The following is a 14,924-nucleotide window of genomic DNA, read 5'->3' as shown; positions in this document are numbered from 1 at the left end:
ATGATGCGCCCGAATGCTCCGTCCGATCTTACTCGCCCTGGCCAGGGCCCCGTCCCGTCGCATGGCCTGGGCCACGGCGATCGGCGCCCGCAACGCCGTCGGCCGGTGCCCCCCCCGAGAGGGGATCACCGGCCGACGGTACGATCCGAGGACCTATTACTTGGCGATCTGACGCAGCACGTACTGCAGGATGCCGCCGTTGCGGTAGTAGTCGGCCTCACCCGGGGTGTCGATGCGCAGCACGGCGTCGAACTCCACGGTGGAACCGTCTTCCTTGGTGGCCGTGACCTTCAGGGTCTTGGGGGTCTGGCCGTCGTTGAGCGCGGTGACCCCTTCGATCGAGAACGTCTCGGTGCCGTCCAACCCCAGGGAGTCCGCGGACTCGCCCTCGGGGAACTGCAGGGGCAGCACGCCCATGCCGATCAGGTTGGAACGGTGGATGCGCTCGTAGGACTGCGCGATGACCGCGCGCACACCCAGCAGGGACGTGCCCTTGGCCGCCCAGTCACGCGAGGAACCGGAGCCGTACTCCTTGCCGCCCAGCACCACCAGGGGAACACCGGCCTCCTGGTAGTTCATCGCGGCGTCGTACACGGCGGCCTGCGGGCCACCCTCCTGAGTGAAGTCGCGGGTGAAACCGCCCTCCACGCCGTCAAGCAACTGGTTCTTGATGCGGATGTTCGCGAACGTACCGCGGATCATGACCTCGTGGTTACCACGGCGGGAACCGTAGGAGTTGAAGTCCTTGCGCTGCACGCCGTGCTCCGTGAGGTACTTGCCCGCGGGCGTGTCGCTCTTGAACGAACCGGCCGGGGAGATGTGGTCCGTGGTCACGGAATCGCCCAGCTTGAGCAGCACGCGCGCACCCTCGATGTCCTCCACCGGAGTGGTCTCCATGGTCATGCCCTCGAAGTACGGTGGCTTGCGCACGTAGGTGGACTCGGGGTCCCACTCGAACACGTCACCCGTGGGGGTGTCCAGGTTCTGCCAGCGCTCGTCACCGTCGAAGATGGTGCCGTACTCGCGGTCGAACATATCGGTGTCGATCGAGGCATCGATGATCTTCTGGACCTCGGTGGGGTCCGGCCAGATGTCCTTGAGGAACACGTCCTGACCGTTCGAGTCCTGGCCCAAAGGCTCGTTCTCGAAGTCAAAGTCCATGGTCCCGGCCAGCGCGTACGCGATGACCAGCGGCGGGGACGCGAGGTAGTTCATCTTCACGTCCGGGTTGATTCGGCCCTCGAAGTTGCGGTTACCGGAGAGCACCGAGGTCACGGCGAGGTCGTTTTCCTGCACGGCCTGGGAGATCTCGGGCTCCAGAGGACCGGAGTTGCCGATGCACGTGGTGCAGCCGTAACCCACGATGTAGAAGCCGAGCTCCTCGAGCGCCGGGACCAGACCGGACTTCTCGTAGTACTCGGTGACCACGCGCGAACCCGGGGCGATCGAGGTCTTGACCCACGGCTTGGCCTTGAGGCCCTTCTCCGTGGCGTTGCGCGCGAGCACGGCCGCGGCCATCATCACCGAGGGGTTGGACGTGTTGGTGCAGGACGTGATCGAGGCGATCGACACGGCACCGTGGTCCAGCTCGAAGTGACGGCCGTCCTCCATGGAGACCTCCACTCGGTGCTCGGGGCGCTCCTTCATGTCGTCCGCGGAGCTCTCGCGCGGCGCGTCCTGGGGGTCCTGCTCATCGGTCGCGTCGTGGGAGGGGGCGTCGGAGGCCGGGAAGGACTCGACGACGTCCGGGTCCACGTCCACGGACTTGTCCTCGGCCACGTAGTTCACGAGGTCGTCGCGGAACTGTTCCTTGGAGCGGGTCAGCTCGATGCGGTCCTGGGGACGCTTGGGCCCGGAGATCGAGGGGACCACGGTGGACAGGTCCAACTCGAGGTACTCGGAGTAGGCGACCTCGTGCTCGGGGTCGTGCCACATGCCCTGTTCCTTGGTGTACGCCTCGATCAGGGCGATCTGCTCCTCGGAGCGGCCCGTGAGCGCCAGGTAGTCCAGGGTCACCTGGTCGATCGGGAAGATCGCCGCGGTGGAACCGAACTCCGGGGACATGTTGCCGATCGTGGCGCGGTTGGCCAGCGGCACCGCTGCCACGCCCTCACCGTAGAACTCCACGAACTTACCCACGACACCGTGCTCACGCAGCATCTCCGTGATGGTCAGCACCACGTCCGTGGCGGTCGCGCCGGAGGGGATCTCGCCGGTGAGCTTGAAACCCACCACGCGCGGGATCAGCATGGAGATGGGCTGACCGAGCATCGCGGCCTCGGCCTCGATGCCACCCACACCCCAACCGAGCACGCCGATGCCGTTCTCCATGGTGGTGTGGGAGTCGGTGCCCACACAGGTGTCCGGGTAGGCGCGCAGCGTGCCGTCAACCTCGCGGGTCATGACCACGCGGGCCAGGTTCTCGATGTTGACCTGGTGGACGATGCCCATCCCGGGCGGGACCACCTTGAAGTCATCGAACGCGGTCTGGCCCCAGCGCAGGAACTGGTAGCGCTCGCCGTTGCGCTGGTACTCGATGTCCATGTTGCGCTCGATCGCGTCCGCGGAACCGAACGCGTCGATCTGCACGGAGTGGTCGATGACCAGCTCGGCCGGGGCGAGCGGGTTCACGCGGGAGGGGTCGCCGCCGAGATCCGCCACGGCCTCACGCATGGTGGCCAGGTCCACGATGCAGGGAACGCCGGTGAAGTCCTGCATGATCACGCGACCAGGGGTGAACTGGATCTCCGTGTCGGGCTGGGCCTCGGGGTCCCAGTTGCCCAGGGCTTCAATGTGCTTGCTCGTCACGTTGGCACCGTCCTCGGTGCGCAGCAGGTTCTCGAGCAGGACCTTCAAGCTGTAAGGGAGCTTCTGGGCTCCCTCCACGGCGTCCAGTCGGAAAATTTCGTAGTCGGTGCCCTTGACGTTGAGAACGTCCTTGGCTCCAAAGCTGTCCACAGTCATGGTGTGGAACTCCTCTCGCCACCGTCGGTTGCGTTCGGCGCGCGCGGCACACTACAGGTGTCCCCCGCGCGTGGAACAGTCCCTGTCAGTGTAGCCCGTGCGCTCCGTCACTCCGGGGATTCCCGGGCGTCCGCGTCACGATGACGTGGGCCGTCGTTCGGCCGCCCGGTTCAGCCCTCGCAGTTGAGCACCGCGACGGCTTCCACGTGGTGCGTGTTCGGGTACAGATCGAATGCCTCGACGCCCTCGATCCGCCAGCCCCGGCGCCGCAACCGCCCCAGGTCCCGGCCGAGCGCGGCGGGATCGCACGCGACGTACACGATCGTGCGCGGTGCGGCACGGTCCACCGCGGCCAGGACCTCCTTGGCCGCACCGGCGCGCGGCGGGTCCAGGACGACGACGTCCGGGCGCGGTGGCCGCGGTGTGGAACCACGACCCCGCCGGGACGACGCCGCTGCGGCACCCCGGCCCCGGTGCCCACCCCGCCCGCCCGGTCCAGTGAGCACGCGCGCCACGTCCCCGCGCACGCTCGTGACGTGCGGGGCGCGGGCGAGGTTGTGGGCGGCGTCGGCGGAGGTCACGGGCGAGCCCTCGACCGCGAAGACGCACCCCGTGGGGCCCACGGCGCGCGCGGCCACCGCGGTGAACAGGCCGGCGCCGCTGTACAGGTCCCACACGCTGTCCCCGGGGCGCAGACCGGCGCCGTCCAGTACCGCGCGGGCGAGGGTCCCGGGAGCGCCGCGATGGATCTGCCAGAAGCCCGTGGGACTTACGCGCCAACGCAGCGGCTCGGGATCGGTAGCGCCGGGCAACTCGAGGGTCTCCTGGACGTGGTCGGTGCCCGCCCACAACTGGGTGTCCCGCTCGTGCGGCGAGCGCGCGGTGACGCTCACCCCGCGGTCCCCCGCCCATGCGCTCAACCGATCCCGCAGGGCGGTGACCTGCTCCGGCGCGGCATCCGGGCGCAGCCCCACGTGCAGCAGCGGTGCCGCTCCCCCTGCCGGCGCGGCGACGTCCACGCGGTCCGCACCGGGGTACTCCAGCGACCACGGGGCCAGGGCGCGGATCGCGTCCGTGGCCAGGGGCATGTCTGTGACGGGACCGAGCTCGGTGCTGCGGTGGGGGTACATCCCGGGTGTGCCGTCGGGGGCCACGTCCAGGTGCAACCGGGTGCGCCACCCGGTGCCGTCGGGGCTCTCCCCCGCGACGGGCTGCACCTCGCCGTCCCAGTCGTGGTCGGCCAGGTGGCCCAGTTGCTCGGCAATCACGTGGCGTTTGAGTTCGCGCTGGGTCGTCAGATCCGCGTGCCCGAACTCGGCCCCGCCCAGCGGTGACCGGTCCGCGCCCGCTGCGACGAGCGCGTCCGCCTGCTCCCACGGGTGTACCTCCCGGCGCCCGGGGACGGGTTCAAGCACGTCCGTGACGTCAGCGCGCCAGAACGACGCCGCGGGGTCCCGGTCGGTGAGCCGCACCCGAACCAGCTCCCCCGGCAGCCCGTGGCGCACGAAGACCACGCGCCCCTCGTCCGTGCGGGCCACCACGTGGCCGCCGTGGGCCACGGCGCCCAGGCGCAGCTCGAGGTGATCGGGGGACTCGGTCATTCGTTGTTCTCCGTGAGTCGTAGTTCGCGCACCGCTTCGAGGTGCCAGGGTACGGAGGCGATCATGACTCCGCGTTCGTAGTGCAGCCGCGTCCGCAACGGGCGGATGGCCTGGTTGTGCAGGAAGCGTTCCCATCCGCGGCCCACCACGTACTCGGGCAGGTACACAATCACGAGGTCCCGCGGGGACTTGCGGCGGATGCCGCGGATGTGGGCGACGACGGGTCCCACGGTATCGCGGTAGGGCGAGGCGAGGACCGTGACGGGCACGGGGATCTCCAGGGCCTCCCACTGCTTCACGATCTGTTCGGTGCGCGCGCGGTCCGTGTCCACCACCACGGCCTCGAGGCTGGACGGACGGGAGGCCCGCGCATAGGTCAGGGCGTGCACCACGGGCTTGCGCACCGAGGTGACCACGATGATCGAGTGCACGCGGGACGGCAGGGCCCGCACCCCCGAGTTTTGGTGCACCTCGAGTTCGGTGTCCACCGAGCGGTAGTGGCGCCCGATGGCGCGCATCAACACGGTGATCAGGGCGATCGCGACGATCGTGAGCCACGCGCCCTGGGCGAACTTGGTCACGAGTACCACCACGAACACCGCCGCGCACGCGATCAGGGCGATCACCGCCACGGCCCAGCGCCCGGCGATCCGGCGGTGCGGACTCTGCGACGTGTTCGTGCGGCGCACCCTGGCCCAGTGCCGCACCATGCCCGCCTGGGTCAGCGTGAACGCGAAGAACGCCCCCACCACGTAGAGCTGGATGAGCCCGTTGACGTTCGCGCCGAACACGATCGTGAAGACGGCAGCGACCACGGACAACAGGATGATGCCGTTCGTGAACGCGAAGCGGTCCCCCCGGCTCTGCAACTGCCGGGGCAGCAATGCGGTGGACGCGAGGCGTGAGGCCAGCACGGGGAAGCCCGAGTACGCCGTGTTCGCGGCCATGAACAGCACGCCCACGGTCACGAGAACGAGGATCACGAACCACACGGAATCCGCCCCCGCCACGGCCTGCGCGATCTGGCCCAGGATGGGCACCTGGTAGAAGTCGGGCTCCGGTGCGCGGCCGTCGATCAACAGTTGCCGCGCGGGATCCATCACGACCACCGCGCCCGTGCGCCGGGTCAGGTAGAGCACCCCGAGCAGCAACACCGCGGACAGCGCTCCGAGCACCGCGAGCGTGCGCGCCGCGTTGAGGGCCTTGGGCTTGCGGAAGAACGGCACGGAGTGCGTGATGGTCTCCACGCCCGTCAGGGCCACAGCACCCGAGGAGAACGCGCGCAGCACGAGCATGGCCCCGGCCAGGCCCATGAGCCCGCCGTCCATGCCTGCGGCCGGGACGACGTCGTAACCCGCCGACGGCGCGCGCTGCAGTGTTCCCCTGACGTCCTGGACGAAGCCCACGAGCACGAGGATCAGCACGACCCCCACGAACGCGTACGTGGGCACCGAGGACGCGCGACCCATGAATTTGAGTCCGCGCAAGTTGAGCAAGCCCACGAGCGCGATCCCCGCGACGGCCACGACCGTCTGGTGGCCCACGAGCCACGGGACGGCCGCGGCGAGGTACTGCGCGGCGGCGGCCATGGACACGGCCACGACGAGCGTGTAGTCCACCATCAGAGCAGCACCCACCGCGGCACCGGCGGGTCGGCCGAGGTTCTTGGACGCGATCTCGAAGTCCGCCCCGCCCGAGGGGTACACGCGCACGTTCTGCCGGTACGCGGTGATGATCACCGCGAGCACGGCGAGGACCGCTAGGCCCACCCACGGGGACAGCAGGATCGCCGCGGAACCCGCGAGGGCGAGCGTCAGGACGATCTCATCCGGGGCGTACGCGACCGAGGACAGGGCATCGGACGCGAACACCGGCAGGGCGGTGCCCTTGGAGAGCACCGTGCCCGCGGCGCGCTCGTTGTGGATCGGTTTGCCCACGAGCGCGCGGCGCAGCATTTGGGACACATACACGTGGGAACACGCTAGTCCCTCGGACGGGCCTTGTCCCGTGCCGCGGGCCCTATGCTGTGGCTCATGGCGCATTTCGTGATCATGGGCGTGGGCCGGGTGGGGATCACCCTCGCGCACGCCCTCGAGGACTCAGGGCACACGGTTGCCGTGATCGACCAGGACGACCGGGCGTTCCGCAAACTGCGGCCCTCGTTCAGCGGCAAAAAGGTCACGGGCCACGGTTTCGACCGCGAGGTGCTGCAACGCGCGGGGATCGCGGACGCCTACGCGTTCGCCGCGGTCTCCTCGGGGGACAATTCCAACATCATCGCCGCGCGCGTGGCGCGGGAGACCTTCAAGGTCAAGCACGTGGTCGCCCGGATCTACGACCCCACCCGCGCGGAGTTCTACCAGCGCATGGGCATTCCCACGGTCGCGTCCGTGCGCTGGAGCGCGGACCAGGTGCTGCGCCGTATCCTGCCCGAACACGCCATCACGGGTGACTTCCGGGAGGCCTCCGGCCGCCTGCAGCTCGGGGAACTGCCCCTGGACGACGCGTGGTCCGGACTGCACCTGGACCGGATCGAGGAGGCCGCCGGTGTGCGGGTCGCGTTCGTGACCCGGTTCGGGGAGGGCATCCTGCCCGCGAGCGACACGAGCTACCAGCAGGGGGACATCGTGCACGCCATGATGCGCGTGGAGGACGTGGAACGCGTGGCCCGGGTGCTGTCCCGACCGCCGTCGGACGAGGTCATGGAGGCCGTGGCGCTCGCCGCGACCCCCGGGACGCGGGGGCGTGACTGATGCACGTGGTGATCGTAGGCGGAGGGTCCGTGGGATCCTCGATCGCTCGGGAACTGTTGTCGCACGGCCACGACGTGGTCGTGGTGGACGCCACCGCGGAGGTGATCGGACGCTCCAACCTGCGCGGTGCGCAGTGGGTCGTGGGGGACGCGTGCGATCTCCATGTCCTGCAGCGGGCGCGCGCGGAGGAGGCGGACGTGGTCGTGGCCGCGACCGGTGACGACAAGGCCAACCTGGTCGTCTCGTTGCTCGCGCGCAGCGAGTTCGGGGTGCCCCGCACCGTGGGGCGTGTCAACCACCCCAAGAACGAGTGGCTCTTCGACGACGCGTGGGGCGTGGACGTGGCCGTATCCACCCCGCGGTTGATGACGGCGCTCGTGGAGGAAGCCGTGGAGGTGGGCGACGTCGTGCGCCTGCTGAGCTTCCAGACCGGCTCGGCCACGCTCTCCGCCTACACGGTGCCCCGGGAACACCCCGTGGTCGCGAGCACCGTGACCCAGGTGCCGTGGCCCCAGGACGTGGCGCTCGTGGCGATCCTGCGCGACGGCGTGCCGATCGCACCGTCCGGCGACGACGTCCTGGAGAGCGGGGACGAGCTGTTCTTCATCACCACGGCGGGGGGTGAGGACCAGTTGCGGGCCATGTTCACCACGGCCCGGGACGTCAACCTGCAGGCTGCTCGCGGCGAGGGCGGCTCCACAGCCATGCCACCCACAGCACAGCGGCGTACAGCGGGGCCCCCATGACCAAGCGCGCGATCCCGAGCGCCGTGACGTTCTCCGCGACGTACAGCGGGACCTGCACGAGCAACCGGGTCGCGAACATCGCGATGAGCAGACCGTTGACCCGCTGATAGGCCACGCGCCGCAGCGGGTCGCGGCGCCAGTCCACGGATTCACCGCGCACGTAGCCGAAGACGACGCCCAGCAGCGGCCACCCAACAGCCGCCGAGATGCTCAACAGGACCAGCGCCACGACGTTCGTGATGAACCCGGGCACGTAGTAGTCCAGCGCCTGCCCGCCCGCGCGGGCGAACAGCGTGCACACTCCCACGCCCATGAGCCCGGCGATCGCCTGGGTCACGGCCTGGCGCTGCGCCAGCCGGAGCACGGTGAACACGGCGGCCGTGCCCAGTGACGCCAACAACGCCGGGACCAACTCCCCCGTGAGCACCACACACGCGAGGTACACGAGTCCCGGGAGGATGGATTCGATCACGCCGCGCCAGCCGCCCACGGCGCTGAGCACGTCCAGTTGGCCGTTGGCGTCCCGGCGCAGGCCCGAGCGCCGGGCGAAATCCTCGGCGGCGCGGCCCATGCGGTCGCCCGCGCTCTGCGGTGCGGGTTCCGTCGGGTCCGGCGGGGACGTCATCGCACGGCCTTCTTGGGGGTGATGATCTCGTAGCGCGGATTATACATGGTGGCCACCCCGTCCGGGAAGCACACCACGGCGAGGCAGCGCAGCTTGGTGCCGGCGGTGACGCCCGGGACCACGTGCTGACCGTGCCACAACAGTTCGAGCGTGCACGGCTGCGCCGCTGGGTTCGTCACGCGCAGCAGCGCCCGGTAGTACGGCGGCGCGGTCACGGGCGCGATCGTGACCTCCACGACCACGCCCTCCACGACCGCACGGCGCCGCTGCCGCGCCCTATGCTCCGGGGTCAGGTCCTCCGCGTGGGCCTCGGGTTCGGCGACGACGTCGATCGCGCCCGTGAGCGGGTTGTTGACCACCCGGGTCAGCCGATCTCGGTAATCTCGGGGCCGCGCCGCGGCTCCTGCACCGCGGCGCCTGGCTCCGCCGGGGTCCGACCCGCGTCCTCGTCCGCATCGGTCCGCGCGCCCGCGGGGTGCACCTCGGCGTCCTCGGGGACCGTGAGCGCGAGCAGGTCGCGCGGCGGGTGCGGGTCCTGGCCGCGGACGACGACGAGCCCGCGCACGGCGTCATCGAGCACCTCCGCGGTGGGCCCGGGCAGCGCGGCGTCGCCTGTGTAGACGCAGCGCAGGAACCAGCGCGGACCGTCGATGCCCACGAATCGTGCGAGCCGGAATCCGTTCTCGCCGGAGGGCGTGACGCCCGCGAACTGCGCGTTGACCTGCATGCCCAGGGGACCGTCGGAGACCGTGGGGTTGCCCCCGTCCCGCCGCAACCCGGCCACGAGTTCGGCGCGCACCTCCTCCCACAACCCGGAGGACTTGGGGGCCGTGAAGACCTGCACCTGGACGGAACCGCCCCCGAAGTCCATGTTCACGGCCCGCGGCACCCGGTCCCGCGGATCCAGCTCGACGCGCACGTCCACGCGCGCGACCGGCTTCAGCAGCAGAGCCCCGAGATCCAGGTACTCGGCGCGCTCACCCGGCATCTCGCTCTCGTCCCACGGGCCGTTGGCGCGAGGATCCGGCGCGTCCTGGTCCGGGGCGGCCTCGGTGGCAGCCGACGCGGTCGTGGCCTCGGTCGGTGTTTGCTCCGAGGCCTCGCGGTTGCGCTTCTTACGTCCGAACATCAGTTGCTCCAAGAGTGGGTGGGGAATCTGCGGGGGGCGAGGGCCGGCGATCAGCGGGCCCCCGTGGACCCGAATCCGCTCGCACCGCGCTCGCTGTCGGGGAGTTCGGTGGTGAGCTCGAAGCGGGCGGTGACCACTTCCTGGATCACGAGCTGGGCGATCCGCTCACCGCGGCGCACCGTATAGCTCTCATGCGGATCCGTGTTGAGCAGGCACACCTTGAGTTCGCCACGGTAGCCGCTGTCCACGGTGCCCGGTGCATTGACCACGGTCAGCCCATGCTTGGCCGCGAGCCCGGAGCGCGGGTGCACGAGACCCACGTACCCCGCGGGGATCGCGAGTGCCACCCCTGTGTCCACGAGCGCGCGCCGACCCGGGCCGAGTTCGACGTCGTGGCGGGCGCGCAGGTCCGCCCCGGCGTCACCGGGACGTGCATAGGCGGGGGCGGGCAGGTCCGGGTCCAACAGGTGCAGGGCCACGGTCACCGCGGCCGACTCGCTCATTTCGGTCACAATGCCCCACTGTAACGCGCGGGCCTGACGGCGCGGACGCGGGCGGCGTCCAGGGGGAATGTGTCAAGGTGGGGGCATGAGTTCCCACCCAGATTTCGGGGCGGCCGCGGCGTCCTCACCCGCAGAGCACCCGTCCCAGGCCCAGGAGAACGTCCGAGCGGACGTGCAGTACGAGGAGAAGCTGATCGTCGCGTGGTGGGTATGGCTCATCGTGGTCTTCGTGGGCGCGGCCGGATTCGTGGCCGTGGCACCCATCAGCATCACCGTGGGCGTGATCGTCGCCGTGGTGCTGATGGTCGTGATCGGGCTCGTGCTGCACCTGGGGGCGCCGAGCATCGTGGTCACCGACCAGGACCTGCGCGTGGGCCGGGCGTACATCGAACGGCAGTACGTGGGCGATGCTCGTCCGCTGGTCGGCGCCGAGGCGCGTGCTGCGCGCGGACCCGACCTGGACGGGCGCGCCTTCATGAACTTCCGTGTGTCGATGCCGGACCTGTGCCGGATCGAGATCGTGGACCCGGTGGACCCCACCCCGTACTGGCTCACCGCGACCCGCCACCCCGAGCGGTTGGCCGAGGCGATCAATGCGGGCTCCCGCTCGGCGGGCAACCGGGCCTAACGAGCACGATCACGGGCGAGCAGAAAGACGACGGGCGCTCACCCGAGGGTGAGCGCCCGTCGTCATGCGGTCGTGGACCCGGGGCTCAGCCCAGGCACTCGTGGCAGTACTTCACGCCATCGCGCTCCGCGGCGAGCTGCGAACGGTGGCGCACCAGGAAGCACGAGCCACACGTGAACTCGTCGTCCTGGGCCGGGAGCACCACGACGGACAGTTCCTCGTTGGAGAGGTCCGCGCCGGGGAGTTCGAAGCTCTCCGCCGCGGTGGCCTCGTCCTCGTCAACGCTCCCGGACTGTTGGTCCGACCGCCGGGACTGGAGCTCCTCGATGGAGTCTTCCTTGAGGTCTTCGTCCTGCTTACGCGGTGCGTCGTAGTCTGTGGCCATGTGTCTATCCGCTCCAACCGGTCTTCACGAAAATCCCTGCGAAAAACACCTCCCGAGGGCTCTACCCCCGGGCCGTGTCGCGTAGATTGTTCACCATGGGCGCGGAAAAAGCCAGTGGCGACGCCGAGGTTTTCTCGCAGAGCAAGATTTCCACCTCGGGCGGTGGATCCGCTCGTCCGGATGACACACGCGGTGCCCGTGCGGGTGGCCGTCCCGCCGGTCCCGGACGGCGCCCGGGCGTGCCACTACACTGACGCTACGAGCGCGCCGAGCGCACCCCGGATCGCGTGGTGCCCCCAACGGCGAGGGAAGGACAGCATGGAGCAGTTGCGCCTGGTAGGAGTGCACGACGACGGTGAGCACCTCATCGTGGAGACCCCCGATTCGACCCGCTACCGGCTGAAGATCGACCAGCAATTGCGTCAGACGATCCAGCACGCGCGCCGCAAGCCCCCCTCTCATGGGCGCGGCGGAGGGTCCTTCGGCCCGCGTGACATCCAGGCCCGCTTCCGCGCCGGCGCGAGCGTCGAGGACGTCGTGGCCGAGTCCGGGTGGGAGGCCGAACGCGTCAAGCGGTACGAATGGCCCATCCTGGCCGAACGCTCCCACGTGGTCGCCGAGGCATGCCGGGTCACGGTCTCCGGAACCAACCCCTCCCACGAGGGCTACCGCTCCGTGTTCGAGGGCGAGCCCCGCAGCCTGCGCGAGACCGTGGACGAGCGTGCCGCCGAGCTCGGGGTGGACCGCTCGTCCTTCGACTGGGACGCGTGGTTGCGCGAGGACCAGTTGTGGACCGTGCAGCTGAGCTTCTCCGCGGAGGACGCCTCGCAGGACGCCCCGGACATCCCGGGTCCCGCGCAGTGGAGTTACAACCCCGCGAACCGGACCGTGCGTCCGGAGAACGACTGGGCGCACGCGCTGGGTCAGGAGCACCAGGAGACCGGCCCGCTCGGCGCGGCCGCCCACGCGCTGCCCCCCGCACCCACCGCGACATTGCGGCAGTTGCAGCACGAGGCGAGCCAGGCGGACGACCTGCTCGACGTCCTGCAGTCGCGCCGCGGACGGCGAATCGGCTCGGACGAGGCGGGCGACGACCGGCTCGCGGAGATCCTCGGCCGCGGCATGGGTCAGGTGGACCAGCGCCCGCGCCCCATCGACGCCCCGGAGGATTCCACGGTGTTCGACCGGCCCATCCAGCCGGCCGCCTCGCAGGTCGCCGAGGCCCAGGCACTCGCCCAGGACGACGGGATCGAGATCGTCGACGATTCGACCCCCCTCGAACACGACGACGCCACCCCCTCCCGGAACGCAGCTGCCCCCGCCGTGCCGTTCGGGAAGGGCTCGTACGACGACTCCCCCGCAGCCTCCCGGAACGAGAACGTCCCCTCCGCCGTCACGGACCACCAGCCTGCGGATTGCATTTCCGAGGATTCCGCGCCTGAGGACCCCGGGTCGGAGAACTCCGGTGAGGACGAACACGCGGCCACGGAGACCGAAGCGCGCGACACCACGTCGGATAGCGCGTTCGCCGTCGACGCCTCCGGCACAGCCACGGACGTGGCGGACGAGGACGAGCCCGCTGCGCAGGACACCGACGAACCGGCCCGTTCCGGGGATGCGGACACCACGGACGAATCGGGATCGAGCGACCGTCCCGCCCCGGGCCCGCGGGGTCGCACCCCCAAGGCCAAGCGGTCTTCCGTGCCGAGCTGGGACGACATCGTCTTCGGGGCCAACCGGTCCTGACGTCGGCGCTGCGCTCTCACGAGCGGTTATGCGCGGGGAAGCCGGCACGCGGTAAAGTCACGTGAACGCACCGGGCCCGGGGAGAACACGGTCCGGTCGTGGACACGCACGGGCGATCTCGAGGGAATTTTTGCATGGGTAACTCCATCCAGGACGATTTATTCGGTGAGGACACTCAATCCCCCGAAGGCACCGCGACTCCGGCCCGCTCGGGTGTCCGGCGATACATGGCCCCCGTCACGCTCGGTGGTGCGGCCCTGCTCGTCCTGGTGGGTGTGGGGGCCGTGGCCTTCACCGGTTTGTCGGGTTCGTCCGACGACGACCCCGCGAACTTCGCGACCGAGTCCCCCACCGTGACCCCCTCCCCCACGCCGAGCGCCACCCCGAGCGTATCTCCGACGCCGTCGCCGCAGATCACGCCGTTGGTCCCGCCCTCGAGGCCCGCGGAGCAGTACTACGTGCCCGTTCCGCCCCCCGTGGTTCCCGCACCCCCGGTCGCTCCCGCACCGCCCGTCGCGCCGGTACCCCCGGCGCCCACGAGCACCCCTCGGCCCGTTCCGTCCACGGCTACGCCCGAGCCCACGAAGAGCCAGGCACCGGAACCGACCCGCGCACCTCGGCCGCCCCAACCACCGGCGCCCACGCGGCCGGCGGCGCCGACCGCCGATCCGGACCCCACGCAGAAGGAGACTAAGCCCGCGCCGATCACCACACCAGGGAAGGGACAAGCCTCTCCTGGTCGGTGAGCGACCCGTGCTGGCCCACCATAGCCAGGGGCCGGGTTCCTTGTCGGGAGACGTCGTACAGGGCGATGTCCTCGCGGGCCAGCACCCACACGTCGCCTGCTCGTTCGAGCAATCCTTGATCCGGTTCGGGGCCGAAGTACCCGTGCGCGGCAAGGTGCTGCTTGGTGGCCACCCACACGACGTCCCCGTAGTGCGCGCTCCAACGGCTTGCCAGTTCTTCCGGATCGGTGTCCGCGTCCGTGTGCAGTTGCACCGCCCGGGGCTCACCCGCGGTGAGCCGCACCCCGGCCATGAGCTCGGGGACCGCACTGTAGTCCACGCGGTGCTCGGGGGCCACGTCCACCATGCCATGGTCCGCGGTGAGGATCACCCGGGTGTTGGCGGGCAATTTGGTCACGAGCCGCTTAAGCGCGGAATCAAGTTCCTCGAGGGAGCGTAACCAGTCGTCCGAGCGCCACCCCGCTTTGTGACCGGTCTTGTCCAGCTCGTCCCAGTAGAAGTACACGAGCCCGCGCCTGCCCTCCCGTAGTTGCTCGAGGGTGCTCGCGGTGCGGGCGTACACACCGTGGGCGCCCACGAAACGGCCACCACGCAGCACGGCCCTCGTAAGGGCGGAGGACTCGAAGCGTGGTGAGCTCACCGTCACGGCGTCCGCGTGCTGCGCGGCGCGCTCCAGGACCGTGGGCTCGGGTTGCCAGGCAAGCGGGTCCACGTCCGAGGGCCAGTTGCCGAGCATATTGACCACGCGGTCGGAGGCGGGGTCCACGACGTCGTAGCCGAGCATGCCGTGACGCCCCGGTGTGGCTCCGGTGCCCAGGCACGAGAGCGAGACGGACGTGGTCGTGGGGAACGCGGCATCGAGCTCACCGAGTGACTGGGCCGCGCGCAGGGTGGGCGCGTAGCTCGCCGTCTCCCTCAGCAAGCGCGAGCCGAGACCGTCCACGAGCACCACCACATAGCGTTGGGCGGACGGCAAGCTGAGGGCGTTGCGGAAACCGGGGACGCCCAGGGCCGCGGCCGCGGAACCCATGACCTCCGCGACGCTGTGCGAACCGTAGCGCGGCGCACGCGGCAGCTCCGGGGCAGCGGGATCCTCCA

Annotated in this window: 13 protein-coding genes; 4 read left to right on the top strand and 9 right to left on the bottom strand. The window is 70.2% G+C overall.

Going from position 1 to position 14,924, the window contains the following annotated elements; genetic code table 11:
* Window positions 1-156 precede the first annotated feature (156 nt).
* The 3 genes from acnA to RF637_RS07945 all read right to left on the bottom strand — a co-directional run bounded on the left by acnA (window position 157) and on the right by RF637_RS07945 (window position 6,535).
* Window positions 157-2,964, bottom strand: a complete 2,808-nt coding sequence (gene acnA, locus RF637_RS07955; protein WP_064846777.1) for an aconitate hydratase AcnA — start codon at window positions 2,962-2,964, stop codon at window positions 157-159.
* A gap of 170 nt (window positions 2,965-3,134) precedes the next feature.
* Window positions 3,135-4,565, bottom strand: a complete 1,431-nt coding sequence (locus tag RF637_RS07950; RefSeq protein WP_368844540.1) for a class I SAM-dependent RNA methyltransferase — start codon at window positions 4,563-4,565, stop codon at window positions 3,135-3,137.
* Window positions 4,562-6,535, bottom strand: a complete 1,974-nt coding sequence (locus tag RF637_RS07945) for an APC family permease (RefSeq protein WP_368844539.1) — start codon at window positions 6,533-6,535, stop codon at window positions 4,562-4,564. The genes RF637_RS07950 and RF637_RS07945 overlap by 4 nt, the downstream gene beginning before the upstream one ends.
* 63 nt (window positions 6,536-6,598) lie before the next feature.
* Here RF637_RS07945 and RF637_RS07940 point away from each other — a divergent pair, with 63 nt between their 5' ends.
* Complete coding sequence (locus tag RF637_RS07940; protein WP_064846787.1) at window positions 6,599-7,318, top strand: TrkA family potassium uptake protein; 720 nt, start codon at window positions 6,599-6,601, stop codon at window positions 7,316-7,318.
* The gene (locus RF637_RS07935) at window positions 7,318-8,064 is read left to right on the top strand and encodes a TrkA family potassium uptake protein (protein ID WP_368844538.1); all 747 of its coding nucleotides are present in this window, start codon (window positions 7,318-7,320) and stop codon (window positions 8,062-8,064) included. Before RF637_RS07940 ends, RF637_RS07935 begins: the two co-directional genes overlap by 1 nt.
* Here RF637_RS07935 and RF637_RS07930 read toward each other — a convergent pair.
* From RF637_RS07930 to dut, 4 genes are read right to left on the bottom strand one after another with little or no spacing between them, the layout of a single operon-like run.
* The gene (locus tag RF637_RS07930; RefSeq protein WP_368844537.1) at window positions 7,982-8,689 is read right to left on the bottom strand and encodes a DUF3159 domain-containing protein; all 708 of its coding nucleotides are present in this window, start codon (window positions 8,687-8,689) and stop codon (window positions 7,982-7,984) included. The genes RF637_RS07935 and RF637_RS07930 overlap by 83 nt on opposite strands.
* On the bottom strand, window positions 8,686-9,048 hold the full coding sequence (locus RF637_RS07925; protein WP_064846772.1) for a hypothetical protein: 363 nt from the start codon (window positions 9,046-9,048) through the stop codon (window positions 8,686-8,688). The genes RF637_RS07930 and RF637_RS07925 overlap by 4 nt, the downstream gene beginning before the upstream one ends.
* A gap of 5 nt (window positions 9,049-9,053) precedes the next feature.
* Entirely contained in the window at window positions 9,054-9,818 is a 765-nt protein-coding gene (locus tag RF637_RS07920) for a DUF3710 domain-containing protein (protein ID WP_368844536.1), read from the bottom strand.
* Between the two features lie 50 nt (window positions 9,819-9,868).
* The gene (gene dut, locus RF637_RS07915) at window positions 9,869-10,321 is read right to left on the bottom strand and encodes a dUTP diphosphatase (RefSeq protein ID WP_098054510.1); all 453 of its coding nucleotides are present in this window, start codon (window positions 10,319-10,321) and stop codon (window positions 9,869-9,871) included.
* A gap of 85 nt (window positions 10,322-10,406) precedes the next feature.
* Here dut and RF637_RS07910 point away from each other — a divergent pair, with 85 nt between their 5' ends.
* The gene (locus tag RF637_RS07910) at window positions 10,407-10,949 is read left to right on the top strand and encodes a DUF3093 domain-containing protein (protein ID WP_368844535.1); all 543 of its coding nucleotides are present in this window, start codon (window positions 10,407-10,409) and stop codon (window positions 10,947-10,949) included.
* An 85-nt stretch (window positions 10,950-11,034) separates the two neighbouring features.
* On the opposite strand, the gene RF637_RS07905 is transcribed toward RF637_RS07910, so the two are convergent.
* On the bottom strand, window positions 11,035-11,334 hold the full coding sequence (locus tag RF637_RS07905; protein WP_368844534.1) for a DUF4193 domain-containing protein: 300 nt from the start codon (window positions 11,332-11,334) through the stop codon (window positions 11,035-11,037).
* A 318-nt stretch (window positions 11,335-11,652) separates the two neighbouring features.
* Between RF637_RS07905 and sepH the strand changes: the two genes are divergently transcribed.
* On the top strand, window positions 11,653-13,080 hold the full coding sequence (gene sepH, locus RF637_RS07900; RefSeq protein ID WP_368844533.1) for a septation protein SepH: 1,428 nt from the start codon (window positions 11,653-11,655) through the stop codon (window positions 13,078-13,080).
* 705 nt (window positions 13,081-13,785) lie between these two features.
* On the opposite strand, the gene RF637_RS07895 is transcribed toward sepH, so the two are convergent.
* Entirely contained in the window at window positions 13,786-14,856 is a 1,071-nt protein-coding gene (locus tag RF637_RS07895; protein ID WP_368844545.1) for an alkaline phosphatase family protein, read from the bottom strand.
* Window positions 14,857-14,924: the final 68 nt, after the last annotated feature.

This window comes from Kocuria sp. CPCC 204721 (genome assembly GCF_040980945.1).
In the GTDB taxonomy this organism is placed as follows: domain Bacteria; phylum Actinomycetota; class Actinomycetes; order Actinomycetales; family Micrococcaceae; genus Kocuria; species Kocuria marina.
Note: the sequence above shows the minus strand (reverse complement) of the source record. Positions and strands in the feature narration are given on the sequence as shown.

Bases quoted from the DNA above. Each gene is read 5' to 3' on its own strand.
- acnA (WP_064846777.1), bottom strand. From the start codon at position 2,964: ATGACTGTGGACAGCTTTGGAGCCAAGGACGTTCTCAACGTCAAGGGC.
- RF637_RS07950 (WP_368844540.1), bottom strand. From the start codon at position 4,565: ATGACCGAGTCCCCCGATCACCTCGAGCTGCGCCTGGGCGCCGTGGCC.
- RF637_RS07940 (WP_064846787.1), top strand. From the start codon at position 6,599: ATGGCGCATTTCGTGATCATGGGCGTGGGCCGGGTGGGGATCACCCTC.
- RF637_RS07935 (WP_368844538.1), top strand. From the start codon at position 7,318: ATGCACGTGGTGATCGTAGGCGGAGGGTCCGTGGGATCCTCGATCGCT.
- RF637_RS07930 (WP_368844537.1), bottom strand. From the start codon at position 8,689: ATGACGTCCCCGCCGGACCCGACGGAACCCGCACCGCAGAGCGCGGGC.
- RF637_RS07920 (WP_368844536.1), bottom strand. From the start codon at position 9,818: ATGTTCGGACGTAAGAAGCGCAACCGCGAGGCCTCGGAGCAAACACCG.
- dut (WP_098054510.1), bottom strand. From the start codon at position 10,321: ATGAGCGAGTCGGCCGCGGTGACCGTGGCCCTGCACCTGTTGGACCCG.
- RF637_RS07910 (WP_368844535.1), top strand. From the start codon at position 10,407: ATGAGTTCCCACCCAGATTTCGGGGCGGCCGCGGCGTCCTCACCCGCA.
- RF637_RS07905 (WP_368844534.1), bottom strand. From the start codon at position 11,334: ATGGCCACAGACTACGACGCACCGCGTAAGCAGGACGAAGACCTCAAG.
- sepH (WP_368844533.1), top strand. From the start codon at position 11,653: ATGGAGCAGTTGCGCCTGGTAGGAGTGCACGACGACGGTGAGCACCTC.
- RF637_RS07895 (WP_368844545.1), bottom strand. From the start codon at position 14,856: ATGGGTTCCGCGGCCGCGGCCCTGGGCGTCCCCGGTTTCCGCAACGCC.